The 12072-nt window shown below is 70.2% G+C and carries 9 protein-coding genes and 1 pseudogene; 2 read left to right on the top strand and 8 right to left on the bottom strand.

The genetic code is table 11. The features are described 5' to 3' along the window. Positions 1–9: 9 nt before the first annotated feature. On the top strand, positions 10–630 hold the full coding sequence (locus tag Cco03nite_RS36790) for a GTP cyclohydrolase II (RefSeq protein ID WP_203698644.1): 621 nt from the start codon (positions 10–12) through the stop codon (positions 628–630). A 91-nt stretch (positions 631–721) separates the two neighbouring features. On the opposite strand, the gene Cco03nite_RS36785 is transcribed toward Cco03nite_RS36790, so the two are convergent. From Cco03nite_RS36785 to Cco03nite_RS36765, 5 genes are all read right to left on the bottom strand, one after another. Next, positions 722–2704: a cellulase family glycosylhydrolase gene (locus tag Cco03nite_RS36785; protein ID WP_203698643.1), complete on the bottom strand. Its 1983-nt coding sequence runs from the start codon at positions 2702–2704 to the stop codon at positions 722–724. 179 nt (positions 2705–2883) lie between these two features. Continuing rightward, entirely contained in the window at positions 2884–5304 is a 2421-nt protein-coding gene (locus tag Cco03nite_RS36780; protein WP_239167959.1) for a glycoside hydrolase family 2 protein, read from the bottom strand. Positions 5305–5327: 23 nt separating this feature from the next. Next, complete coding sequence (locus Cco03nite_RS36775; protein WP_203698641.1) at positions 5328–6269, bottom strand: carbohydrate ABC transporter permease; 942 nt, start codon at positions 6267–6269, stop codon at positions 5328–5330. Further along, the gene (locus Cco03nite_RS36770; RefSeq protein ID WP_203698659.1) at positions 6266–7144 is read right to left on the bottom strand and encodes a carbohydrate ABC transporter permease; all 879 of its coding nucleotides are present in this window, start codon (positions 7142–7144) and stop codon (positions 6266–6268) included. Before Cco03nite_RS36770 ends, Cco03nite_RS36775 begins: the two co-directional genes overlap by 4 nt. A gap of 196 nt (positions 7145–7340) precedes the next feature. Next, positions 7341–8621, bottom strand: a complete 1281-nt coding sequence (locus tag Cco03nite_RS36765; RefSeq protein ID WP_203698640.1) for an ABC transporter substrate-binding protein — start codon at positions 8619–8621, stop codon at positions 7341–7343. A gap of 274 nt (positions 8622–8895) precedes the next feature. On the opposite strand from Cco03nite_RS36765, the gene arfB reads away from it, so the two are divergent. Next, complete coding sequence (gene arfB, locus Cco03nite_RS36760; RefSeq protein WP_203698639.1) at positions 8896–9321, top strand: alternative ribosome rescue aminoacyl-tRNA hydrolase ArfB; 426 nt, start codon at positions 8896–8898, stop codon at positions 9319–9321. A gap of 121 nt (positions 9322–9442) precedes the next feature. On the opposite strand, the gene Cco03nite_RS36755 is transcribed toward arfB, so the two are convergent. From Cco03nite_RS36755 to Cco03nite_RS36745, 3 genes and pseudogenes are all read right to left on the bottom strand, one after another. Next, positions 9443–9790 carry a hypothetical protein gene (locus Cco03nite_RS36755; protein ID WP_203698638.1) on the bottom strand — a complete coding sequence of 116 codons (348 nt, stop codon included), beginning with the start codon at positions 9788–9790 and terminating at the stop codon, positions 9443–9445. Positions 9791–9897: 107 nt separating this feature from the next. Then, on the bottom strand, positions 9898–10863 hold the full coding sequence (locus Cco03nite_RS36750; protein ID WP_203698637.1) for an isopenicillin N synthase family dioxygenase: 966 nt from the start codon (positions 10861–10863) through the stop codon (positions 9898–9900). 43 nt (positions 10864–10906) lie between these two features. Continuing rightward, positions 10907–12072: pseudogene (locus Cco03nite_RS36745) on the bottom strand (PD40 domain-containing protein); the annotation flags it as partial.

Here is a 12072-nt window from a genome sequence, read left to right as displayed (position 1 = left end):
TGGTGAGCCATGACCGAGCAGCTGGGTGTACGCACGAGGGTGACCGTTCCACTGCGCTTCCCCGACGGGTACGCCACCACCGCCGAGGTCTTCACCTTCACCGGCCTGTCCGACGGGCTGGAGCACCTCGCGCTCGGCCTCGGCGACTTCGAGCACGCCGGGACGCCGCTGGTGCGGGCCCACTCGGAGTGCATGACCGGCGACGTCTTCGGCTCCGCCCGCTGCGACTGCGGGCCGCAGCTGCGCGAGGCCGTACAGCGCATCACCGAGCGCGGCGGGTACCTGCTCTACCTGCGCCAGGAGGGCCGGGGCATCGGCCTGTACGCCAAACTCGACGCGTACGCCCTGCAGGACGCGGGCCTGGACACGTACGCCGCGAACCGGGCGCTCGGGTTCGGCGACGACGAGCGGGACTACACCGCCGCCGCGCAGATGCTGTCCGCCCTCGGCGTGGCCCGCATCGACCTGCTGACCAACAACCCCGACAAGCCCAGCCAGCTGCGCGACCACGGCGTCGAGGTGGCGAACGTGGTCCCCACCGCCGTGCACGCCAAGCCGGACAACCTCCGCTACCTGCGCGCCAAGGTCGCCCACACCGGCCACACCATCGCCCTCCCCGCCGCCGCCTGACGTCGGCCCTGCTCAGCACTCGTCTGTCGTTAAGAAGGGCACCTTCTACATCGCATAGCGATGTGAAGGTGCCCTTCCTTTCGCCAATCGGTTACTCGGCGCGGAGGTTGTCGAGGTCGAAGGAGCCGGGGCTGAGCCAGAGGTAGACGGCGTGGACTTCGGTGAGGGAGGACGGGTCGCAGGACAGGCCGGTGTTCAGGTCGACTTCGACGGTCGTCTGGGCGGTGTCCTGGTTGACCCAGTTGAAGGGGCCCTGGCACCAGGTCCAGGACGGGCCGGTCTGCAGGACGATGCTGGTCGAGGTGCCGGCGGCGCCGGTGCGCAGGTCGTATTTGACGTACGACTTGCCGGACAGGTCGACGGGGGCGGGGAAGCTGACGCCGAACCAGCCGCCGTCGACGGCGTCGGCGTGCAGGCCTGCCGTGCCGGCGGTGGCGAAGGCCGTCTGGCCGCTGAGCGTGCCCGCGTTGGCCTGCCAGTTGCCGGGCGCCCAGCCTTCGACTCCGGTCTCCCAGGAGGCCAGCGGGATGGCGGCGGTCGGGTCGGGCAGCACGGTCACCGTCACGGTGGCCACGTTGGACAGCCGGGCCGCCGTGTCGCGGATCGTGTAATCCACCGCCGCCTTGCCGGCGAAGCCCTCGTTCGGGGTGAACGTGAGCTGCCCGGACGCGGCCAGCGTGAACGTGCCGCCGGCGACGGTCGCGCCGGTCTGCCGCCCGTCCGCGGCCGGGTCCAGGTCGATCTTGTCGGCCCGCACGTGCGTCTGGTACGCGATGTCGTTGGCCGCCGGGCTCAGCGTGGCCGTCGTGCCGTACGGCACCACCACGGTGTCGTGGTCGGCGACCGGCGGGAAGGTGCGCCGCCCGGTGCTGATGATCGTCCCGGCGTTGGTGATGGCCTGGCAGACCGTGCCGGGGCAGGCCACGGTGAACCCGTCGTAGTCGGGGTACATCGTGCCGTCATCCTGGATGCCGTTGATCATCCAGTAGAGGAAGCCGTCGCCCCCGTCACTCGCGGCGGCTTCGGTCCACTGCTGGTAGACCGGGTTGCGGGTGGCCTTGTCGCGCCAGCCGAACTCGCCCAGCATCGACGGCTTGACCACCCGCTTGGCGTCGCGGTTGTGCCGCTTGATCCAGTCGGCGCCCCACTGGGCGGTCTTGTTACCCCAGCCGTCCGGGTAGAGGTGGAACGAGACCACGTCCACCGCCGGCAGCCTGCCGAGCGCGACCGAGTCGACGCCCTCGCCGCAGTTGGTCGTCCAGTCGGCCGAGGCCGGGTCGTCGCAGTAGAAGCCCTCGTCGCCGACACCGACCAGGTGCTTGCCGTCGACGCTCTTGACGTGGCGGGTCATCTCGTCGGCCCAGGCGGTCAGCGTGGCCGGGCCGCACGACGCCGAGGGCGGGTACAGGCCCGAACCCTTGCAGCGCGGCTCGTTGCCCAGCTCCCACATCATCACCGCCGGGTCGTCCTTGTACGCCAGGCCGGTCAGCGGGTTCACCCGGTTCAGCAGGTGGCTGATCCAGTCCTTGTACCAGCCCTTGATGACCGGGTCGGTGTAGAAGTCGTCGTGGTTGTCCGCGCCCGCCCAGCGGACGTACTGGTCGATGCCGCCGAAGTCGGACCAGTTGTTGGTGAACGGGATGACCAGTTTGATCCCGGTCTGCCCGGCCTTCCACAGCACGTAGTCCAGCCGCTGCAGGCCGTCCGGCCCGTCGTTGTACGCCGGGCGCGTGCCGTCCCAGTACTGCAGGTAGACGCCGTTCTTCTTGCCCGACACCGAACCGGAGTCGTCCTGGTCGCCGATGTCGAGCCAGCCCCAGCTGCGCAGCACGGTCAGGCCCGCCCCCTTGGCGCGGGCGAACACGTCGTCGACCATCGTGGGCGACTGGTAGATCAGGTAGTAGTTGTTCGTCCCGGCGAACCGGAACGGCTTACCGTTCAGTTTCAGGTCACTGCCGTTGCGGGTCACGAACCCCGCGTCGGGGTGGCCACCGGCCGCGGCGGCGGTGCCGCTACCGGTGCCGAGCAGCAGGATCAGCGCCCCGGCGGCGACCGCCAGGATCCGTCTGTTCATGTGCGTGCTCCTCTCGCCGCCGCTCCGGCACCCGCCCGAACACCGCCGGTGGCGCAGGAGGACGGCATCGGGCAGGCGCGGAGACCGGCCGGCATCCGTGGAAGGGATGGGAATCCGGCGATCTTGACGGTCTGTGGCGGCCAGGGCGGCCACAGACCGTCAAGATCCCGCTGGTGGTGCTAGGCGGTGATGTCGTTGACGCAGCGGAGCACCGGCTGGGCGGCCAGTGCGGTGGCGTCGAGGCGGGCGGTGGTGTGGACGGTGAACGTGACGGACTCGCCGGGCAGCAGCGTGACCAGGGCCTGGTCGACGGTGGCGGCCGGATCGAGGCGGTCGGGGAACAGGGACAGGTCGCGCAGGATGGTTCCGGCGGTGACCGTGACGGTGTAGCCGCCGGCGGCCGGTTCGACGGTCGTCTCGTACCGTGCGGCCGGGTAGTCGATCTCGCGGTCCTCGGCGTGGAACCACCAGGCCTGCTGCTCACCGCCGACCGCGCGGAGCAGTTCGGACCGGGGTTCGTCGGGCAGCGCAACGCCGTCCGGGATCGGCGTCACCGTCACCGAGCGCGGCGCGACGTCGAACGTGACCGTGGTCGCGTTCAGCGCCTTGCCGCCGAGATCGTGGCTGGTCACGTCCGCCGAGGCCGACCACGGCCGGTCGGTGTCGTTGGAAGCGACCAGGACCAGGCCGCCGTCACGCGGCTGGATCGTCAGGAGCCGGTCGGCGTACGCGTCGCGCAGCGCGTGCCACAGGGGTTTGCGCCGGCCGTCGCCGTCGATCGCCGCCCAGGACGTCACCGGCCAGCAGTCGTTGAGCTGCCAGACGATCGCGCCCATGCAGACGGGCTGGTGGGACCGGAAGTGCTCGACGGCCAGCCGGATCGCGCGGGCCTGGTTGACCTGCGTGAGGTAGTGCCAGTCGTCGAAGCCCTGCGGTTCGGGCAGGTGCGCGTCCAGCCCGCGCCGCAGTTTCAGGTCGCCGTCGGCGGCCTTCTGGTGGTGGCGCATGCCGGGCGAGTCACTGGCCAGCGGCTCGTCGCTCAGCGCCCGGCGCAGCGTCGCGTACGCCGGCGGGGCCTGGAACCCGAACTCGGCGCAGAACCGCGGGACGTAGTCCCGGTAGTGCGTGTAGTCGACCTGGTTCCACACGTCCCAGATGTGCATGGTGCCGTGCGCCGGATCGTTCGGGTGGATGTCGGGCGTGCCCGACCAGGGGCTGCCCGGCCAGTACGGGCGGGTCGGGTCCAGCTCGGCGACGATCGAGGGCAGCAGCTCGTGGTAGAAGCCCGCGCCCCAGCTGCGCCCGGCGAGCTGCTCCGGCCAGCCCCAGTCGGCGTACCCCCAGATGTTCTCGTTGTTGCCGGTCCAGGTCACCAGGCTCGGGTGCGAGGCCAGCCGCACCACGTGCTCACGCGCCTCGGCGGCGACCTCGGCCGCGAACGGCTCCTCCTCCGGGTACGCCGCGCAGGCGAACAGGAAGTCCTGCCCGACCATCAGCCCCAGCTCGTCGGCGAGCTCGTAGAAGTCCTCCGACTCGTAGCGGCCGCCGCCCCATACCCGCAGGTAGTTGATGTTCGCCGCGCACGCCTGGCGGAAGCGCTCGGCGAGCCGCTCCCGGGTGATCCGGGTGACGAAGGCGTCGTCGGGGATCCAGTTGACGCCCTTCACGAACACCGGCACGTCGTTGACGATCACCGTGTACGGCGTGCCGTGCTCGTCGGGCGTCGTGTCCACCCGTACCGTGCGGAAGCCCACCCGCCGCTCCCACCGGTCCAGCTCGCGCCCGCCCTCGGTGGCCAGCACCACCCGCAGCGGGTAGAGCGGCTGCTCGCCGTAGCCGCGCGGCCACCAGCGGCGCACGTCCGGCACGGACAGCCGCAGCGTCGCGCCGATGCTGCCGGCCCCGATCGAGGCGACCCCGACCACGCCGCCGACCTCGACGGTGACGGTCAGCGACTCGGTGGACGCCCGTTCCACGTCGACGTGCACGTCCACCAGGCCGGTCGTGCCGTCCACGGTGACCTGCGGGCGCACCTGCGCCAGCCGCGCCGTCGACCAGCTGTGCAGGCCGATCGGCTGCCAGATGCCGGCGGTGACCACGGTCGGGCCCCAGTCCCAGCCGAAGTTGCAGGCCATCTTGCGGATCAGGTTGTACGGCTCGTCGTAGGCCCCCGGCCGGGAGCCGACCTGCCGCGCCATCGCCGCCGTGTGGTCGTACGCGGAGTCGAAGGTGATGCGCAGGTCGTTGCGGCCGGGGGTGAGCGCCGAACGCAGGTCGAAGCGGTAGCCGCGGTGCATGTTCGCGGTGCGCCCGACCTCGGTGCCGTTGAGCGAGATGACGGCGACGGTGTCCAGCCCCGCGCAGACCAGGTCGATCCGGTCGTCCTCCGGGCCGGACCAGCCGAAGCTGGTCTCGTACGTCCACCGGGTGCGCCCGATCCAGCTCAGCTCGTTCTCGTGGGAGTCCAGGAACGGATCCGGGATGAGCCCGGCTGCCAGCAGGTCGGTGTGCACGCACCCGGGCACGGCCGCCGGCACCCGGACGACCGGCACCGGCGTGTTGCGCGCCGACACCTGCCAGCCGTGGTGGAGCTGGACCATGCTCCTGGACCGAGACGCCATCATCACGATTTGACCGCACCCTCCATGATGCCGCGGACGATCTGCCTGCCCCCGACGAACAACAAGATGATCAGTGGCACGGTGGCCACGAACGCACCGGCGAGCACCCGCCGGTACAGCACATAATTACCGCTGGCCAGGTCGAACAGCGCGACCATCGAGGTCGGGTAGTCCGTGCCGCCCAGCGTGATGAGCGGCCACTGGAAGTCGTTCCAGCTGCCGACGAAGGTCAGCAGGCCCAGCACGGCCAGCGCGGGCCGGATCGCGGGCAGCACGATGCTCCAGTAGATGCGCATGGTCGTCGCGCCGTCGACGCGGCCCGACTCGATCAGCTCGTCGGGCACCGCGCCGAGGATGAACTGCCGCATGTAGAACACGCCGAACGCGCTGACCAGGCCGGGCACGATGACCGCGAGCAGGCTGCCGTTCCAGCCGCCCTCGCCGGGCAGGTAGCCCATCAGGATGTAGAGCGCGACGATGCCGAGCTGGTTGGGCACGGTGAGGGTGAGCACGACCATCACCATCAGGATCCGGCTGCCCCGGAAGCGCAGCTTGGCGAACGCGAAGCCGGCCACCGAGCAGAAGAACAGCACCGACACGGTGATCACAGTGGACACGATGACGCTGTTGACCAGCGACTCGGCGAAGTACACGTCCTGCAGCGAGAAGACCTCGGTCAGGTTCTTCATGAACTCGCCGCCCGGCAGGAACTTCGGCGGGATCTCCGCCAGCGCCGCGTCGGTGCTCGTCGCGATGACGAACATCCAGTAGATCGGGTAGATGGACAGCAGGAACGTCAGCCCGAGCAGCAGGTAGGTCCACTTGCCGGCCGGGGTGTCCTGGGGCGCGCGGCCCAGCAGCGCGGGCTTCAGCCTGCGGCGCGGCGCCTGGTCGGGGCGCGCCTGCGCCGGGGCCGCGGCGCGGGTGTCGGTGGTGGTGCTCATCGCTTTCCTCCTCCGAGCCGGCTGGTGACCAGGGTGTTGACGACCGCGACGATGACGATGATCAGGAACAGGGCCCAGGACATCGCGGCCGCGTAGCCCAGGTTGAGGTTCTTCCAGCCGACCTTGTAGATGAGCTGGGCGATGGTCTGCCACTCGCCGTTGGAGCCGCCGCTGGCCGACGCGGGGTTGGCGTCGAGCAGCATCGGCTCGGTGAACAGCTGCAGGCCGCCGATGGTGGACAGCACGACGGTGAAGATCACGACGGGCAGGATCATCGGTACGGTGATCCGCCACAGCTGCTTCCACGAGGTCGCGCCGTCGAGGGCGGACGCCTCGTAGATGTCGCGCGGGATGGTCTGCATCGCCGACAGGTAGAGCAGCGCGTTGTAGCCGATCCACTTCCAGTTGACCATCGTGGCGATGGCGACCCAGGACTGCAGCTTGCCCGCCCGCCAGTCGATCGGGTCGTCCATGCCGAAGACGGACAGCACCCAGTTGGCCACGCCGTAGTCGCGCCCGAACACCACCAGGAAGACCAGCGTGGACGCGGTCAGCGGGGTGATGTACGGCAGCAGCATGCTGACCCGGAACCAGGTCTGCCCGCGCAGCCTGCGGTTGAGCAGGAACGCCACGCACAGGGCGAGCAGCAGCTGCGGCACCGTGGACAGCACGAAGATGCCGAAGGTGTTGTAGAGCGCGTTCCAGAAGTCCTCGTCGGTCAGCAGTTTCTCGAAGTTGGCCAGGCCCGCCCAGCCGTCCTGGGCCGGGTCGTCCAGCCGCCAGGTGCGCAGGGCCACCACGCCGTTGAAGATCAGCGGGAACAGCCCGAAGATCGCGAAGAGGATGAAGAACGGTGCGATCAGGACGTAAGGCATCTGCTTCACGTCGAATCGGTGCAGCCGGTGCGATAGCCCGCGCACGATTACCTCCGTTTACCGAGGACGGTCGATATGATGCGGAACGTGGCGCGGCGGGTGAAGGGGTGGACGCCGTAGGGAGACGCCCACCCCTTCCGATCCGCACCGCAACGCGCCAGGAGTCCGCGTGGCGGGCTCCGCATGTCACTGCCTGCTAGGCCTTGGACGCCTTCTCGGCTTCCTTGACCGCCTGCGCCCAGGCGTCGCCGGGCTTGGTGGTGCCGGCCTGGACGGAGTTGATGACGTTCTCGACCGCGACCCGGGTCGGGCCGTTCTTCTTGCCCAGGTACTGCGGGGTCAGGCCCTCGGCGGTCTTGCTGAAGATCGTGCCGACCGGGGCGTCGCTGAAGAACGGGTTCTTGAAGTCGGCGATCGCCGGGTCCTTGTAGAGAGCCGGCTGCGAGGGCAGGTTGCCGACCTTCTTGAAGATCTCGATCTGCTGCTCGGGCTGGATCAGCCACTCCAGCAGCTTGTACGCCTCGTCGACGTTCTTGCCCTGCTTCGGCACGGTCAGGAACGAGCCGCCCCAGTTGCCGCCGCCACCGGGGATGGCCGCGACGTCCCACTTGCCGGCGGTGTCCGGCGCGGTGTTCTTGATGTGGCCCTGCATCCACGCCGGGCAGGCCAGCACCGCGAAGTCGCCCTTGACGAAGGCCGCGTTCCACTCCGGCGACCAGGCCGGCAGGTTGGCCGACAGGCCCGCCTCGATGGACTTGAGGGTGAGGTCGAACGCCGCCTTCGGGCCGCCGTCCATCTTCAGCGTCTCGGACTCGTCGTAGAAGCCCACCGGCTGCTGGCCCAGGATCGGGTTGAACAGGTTGGTGGCGTTGTCGACGAACTTCTTCTTCGACTTGGCGGTGTAGTTCTGGCCGGTCTTGATGAACTCGTCCCAGGTCGGCCACAGCTTGGAGACCTCGTCGCGGGCGGTGGGCAGGCCCGCCGCCTTGAACAGGTCGGTGCGGTAGCACATGGCCAGGCCGCCGACGTCGGTGCCGAGACCGATCTGGGTCTTGCCGTCGGCCGACAGCGACTGCTTCCACTTCCAGCCCAGGTACTTGTCCTGGTACTTGCTCGCGCCCTTGTCGAGCAGGTTCACGAACTTGTCGGCCTGGCTGCGGAAGCTGACGATGAAGCCCTCGTCGATCGCCGCGATGTCGGGGGCGCCGGAGCCGGCGATCAGCTTCTTCTGCAGGTCCTCGTGCTGGGCGTTGTACTCGCCCGAGTTGAGGACGATCTTGACGTTCGGGTTGGCCGCCTCGTACTTGGCCTTCAGCTCGTCGAGACCGAAGTCGCCCCAGAAGGCGATCTTCAGCTCGACCGGGCTGCCGGGCTTCGACGGCTCGTCACTGCCGCCGCCCTTGCAACCGGCGAGCGTGAGCGCGCCGACCGCGACGAGCGCGGTGGCCACCACCCAGCCGGACCTGTGCAGTCGCATGTACGTCCTCCGAAACAACTTGGAGCGCTTCCAGAGATAGCGAAGCGTCTACTGAACCGGATAAGTGCACACACGGTATGGGCGCGCTCCCAACGTGTCAATAGGACGTCGTTCTCGTGACGATCCTGTGACGTGGACCATGAAAACCGATTAAGTAATCTTGACTGATATCGATGGTTAGACTGGTCAACGAGGAAAACCGTGCGGTGAACGCGCTCTCCGTACGGCATGATCGGCGGGCGCACGAGGACGCCGGAAGGAGGTGCGCGGCACCGTGGCCGAGGACTTGAGGATCACCGATCGGGTCGTGATACCCGACAGCGAGCTGCGCGAACGCTTCTCGCGCAGCTCCGGGCCGGGTGGTCAGGGGGTCAACACGAGCGACAGCCGGGTGGAGCTGTCGTACGACGTGGAGCGCTCCCACGCCATCCCCGACGAGCTCCGCGACCGCGTCCTCGACCGGCTGGGCCACCGGCTGACCGGCGGGGTGCTCACCATCGCCGCCAGCGAGCACCGCGCCCAGCTCGCCAACCGCGAAGCGGCCCGCGAACGCCTCGCCACCCTGCTCCGCGAGGCACTGGCTCCCCCGCCGCCACCCCGCCGCCCCACCAAGATGAGCAAAGGCGCCAAACAACGCCGCCTACAGGCCAAGAAACACCGCTCCGCCATCAAACAACTCCGCCGCGGCTCCCCCGACTGACCACCCACCCCGGTCGCAACTCTTCCCGGTCGCAACTCTTGAAGAGTCGCGGCTTCGGCGCGTCCCCGTGGCCGCGACTCTTCAAGAGTTGCGGCGGGTGAGGGAGCACCAGGTCGGTGGGTCAGGCGCGGGTCTGGCGGACCTCGGTGTTGACGGGGGCTTCGACGGCGAGGCGGAGGAAGAGGTCGCAGGCCGTCTGGGCCTGGACGCGGCGCTGGTAGGCGCGGCTGGCCACGGCCACCGAGCCGGGGCCCGCCTCCAGCCGCCAGGCCCAGGCCAGCCGGCTCACCCGATGGATCACCGGTTCGGCCTCGGTCGCGGCCGCGCGGACCTCGTCCACGGCGCGCAGGCAGGCGTCGACGTCGGGGAAACCCACCCCGGACCGGCCGAGGTCACGGTTGTTGCTGGACAGCAGCCGCCAGGTGACGCCGGCACACGCCCGCTCGTAGAACTCGAACCGAGCGGTCAACGTCATCTCCAGCGGTCGGTGAGCCGATCACTCGACCTTTTCCCGTCAAGATGGACGGATGCTGGCTTTCCGGTGAACAGCATGTGCCCGGCTGGGCGAAGAGACGGTCACAGGACCTCGCCGCGCAGTTGCGGGAAGACCTTGCCCACCTTGCCCAGCAGGTAGTCGCCGTACGTTCCGGTGAAAGCGCGCAGGTCCTGGCCGTCCCAGCGGGGGTGGCCGTCCGCGCCTTCGCGGGCCGGGCCGGGCAGCGGCGGCACCTCGGCCGAGAAGTCCGGGTCGAAGAAGAACGGGAACGACAGCCGCTCGTTGCCGCTGACGTTGCGCACCCGGTGCGGCGTCGAGCGGTACCAGCCGCCGGTCAGCCGGTCCAGCATGTCGCCGATGTTGCAGACGAACGTGCCGGGCACCGGCGGCGCGTCGATCCAGCCGCCGGGCGTACGCACCTGCAGGCCGCCGTTGCCGTCCTGGGCCAGCAGCGTGAGCAGCCCGTAGTCGGTGTGCTCGCCGACGCCCCAGCCGTCGTCCCCGGCCGGCGACGGCGGGTAGTGGAAGACCCGGAACAGGACCGTCGGGTCGGCCGTGTACCCGCTCGCGAAGTAGTCCTCGGGCAGGTCCAGGCTCACCGCCACACCGCGCATCACCTCCTGCGCCACCGCCGTCAGCGCCGCCAGGTACGCCGGCACCACCTCGGCCAGCTCCGGCACCTGCCGGGGGTACAGGTTGGACCCGTGCAGCGGCAGCCCGGCGACCACGCGGGGGTCGCCGGCGGGCAGCTCCGCGCCGAAGTACAGGCCCTCCTTCAGGTCCGGCCGGCCGGAGGTCAGCTCACCGCCGACCGGGAAGAAGCCGCGCCAGGCCCGGCCGCCCCGGGCCATGGCGATCTCCGCCTTCACGTCCTCGGGCAGCGCGAAGAACTCCCGCGACGCCGCGTCGAGCCGGCGCAGCAGCTCGTCCGGCACGCCGTGCCCGGTCAGGTAGAAGAACCCGCTGTCGCGGCACGCCGCGCGGATCCCGGCGGCCACCGCGGCGCGGTCGGCGGACAGGTCGATGATCGGCAGAGAACCACCCATCCGATCATTCTCGCAGCCTCGCCGACGACCGCGCCGCCGCTGCTCAGCCCCACAGGTTGGCGATACGGCCGCTGCCGGGCAGCCGGTAGCCGTAATCCGGGTCCAGCGGCAGCCGGTAGCCGTCGCCGAGCACGGCCTCGGCATCGGTCCACAGCAGATCCGTGCCGCGGAAGCACAGCGGCTGGGCGTACCCGCTCGGCCGCAGGCCGATCCGGTGCAGCACACGGCCGTCGCCGGGCGAGAAGCTGACCACGGCGGACACCGTGTCGCCGGGGCCCGAGGACTGCACGATCTCGATGCCCGCCGTGCCGTCGGCGGCGGGCAGCACGAAGGCGATCAGGTCGCGTTCGCCGGTGTCGCCGTAGGTGACCTCGAGAGAGACCGCGCTCTCGCCCGCCTTGAGCACGCCTCCCAACTCCACGGTGAACCGGTGGGCGGCCCAGCTCATCGGATCGACCCGGTCGAGGGTGACCGTGGTGTCGGTGATCCGGTCGCCGAGCCGCAGCAGCTCCCCGCTGTCCAGCACCGCCGCGACGGGCCTGGCCCGCTCGGAGGTGGGCAGCACGTAGACGGTCCAGTCGGCGGTCCGGACGAGCACCTCGGCGCGATCGGTGAACCGTGAGACGAGCAGCCAGGTCCCGGACGGTGACCAGCGGGGCTCGCCGACGGGGTACGGCAGCTCACGGACGAGGGTCCTGGTCAGGTCCCGGACCACCGTGCCCTGCGGCGACGACCAGGCCACCCACCGGCTGTCCGGCGACAGCACGGGTTCCATGGTGAAGCCACCGGTCGGCCTGGGCGGCAGCCGGTACCGGATGCCGTCGCCGCCGAGCAGCTCGTACACGGGGTCGTCCGAGACCCGCTTCGCCAGCAGCAGTGCGCCACCCTGGACACCCCGGTCGGCAGGCAGGTCGGCCTTGGCCGCACCGGGCGGCACCCGGGTCGGCAGCGGAGTCACCGGCGAGCGCGACGGGGCCGGGGCGGACGGGCTCGGCGAGCTGGTCACCGGCGGTGGCGTGAGGGCGGGGCCGAGCAGGCCGAACCAGATCGCGCCCAGCAGCGGCACGGCCACGAGCGCCGTCGCCGCGCCCGCCAGCCGGGACCTCCTGCGGCGCGCCGTGACCAGGGCGGCCTGCGCGTCGGCGTACTGCCCGGCCTCCTCGGCGACCAGCGGCAGCGAGCGCCGCAGGTTGGTCAGCGCGAGGTTGG

It is taken from the genome of Catellatospora coxensis (genome assembly GCF_016862635.1).
In the GTDB taxonomy this organism is placed as follows: Bacteria; Actinomycetota; Actinomycetes; order Mycobacteriales; family Micromonosporaceae; genus Catellatospora; species Catellatospora coxensis.
Note: the sequence above shows the minus strand (reverse complement) of the source record. Positions and strands in the feature narration are given on the sequence as shown.

Coding starts and splice junctions, on each gene's coding strand:
- Cco03nite_RS36770 (WP_203698659.1), bottom strand. CDS start 7,144: ATGCCTTACGTCCTGATCGCACCGTTCTTCATCCTCTTCGCGATCTTC.
- Cco03nite_RS36775 (WP_203698641.1), bottom strand. CDS start 6,269: ATGAGCACCACCACCGACACCCGCGCCGCGGCCCCGGCGCAGGCGCGC.
- Cco03nite_RS36765 (WP_203698640.1), bottom strand. CDS start 8,621: ATGCGACTGCACAGGTCCGGCTGGGTGGTGGCCACCGCGCTCGTCGCG.
- Cco03nite_RS36780 (WP_239167959.1), bottom strand. CDS start 5,304: ATGGTCCAGCTCCACCACGGCTGGCAGGTGTCGGCGCGCAACACGCCG.
- Cco03nite_RS36785 (WP_203698643.1), bottom strand. CDS start 2,704: ATGAACAGACGGATCCTGGCGGTCGCCGCCGGGGCGCTGATCCTGCTG.
- Cco03nite_RS36790 (WP_203698644.1), top strand. CDS start 10: ATGACCGAGCAGCTGGGTGTACGCACGAGGGTGACCGTTCCACTGCGC.
- Cco03nite_RS36750 (WP_203698637.1), bottom strand. CDS start 10,863: ATGGGTGGTTCTCTGCCGATCATCGACCTGTCCGCCGACCGCGCCGCG.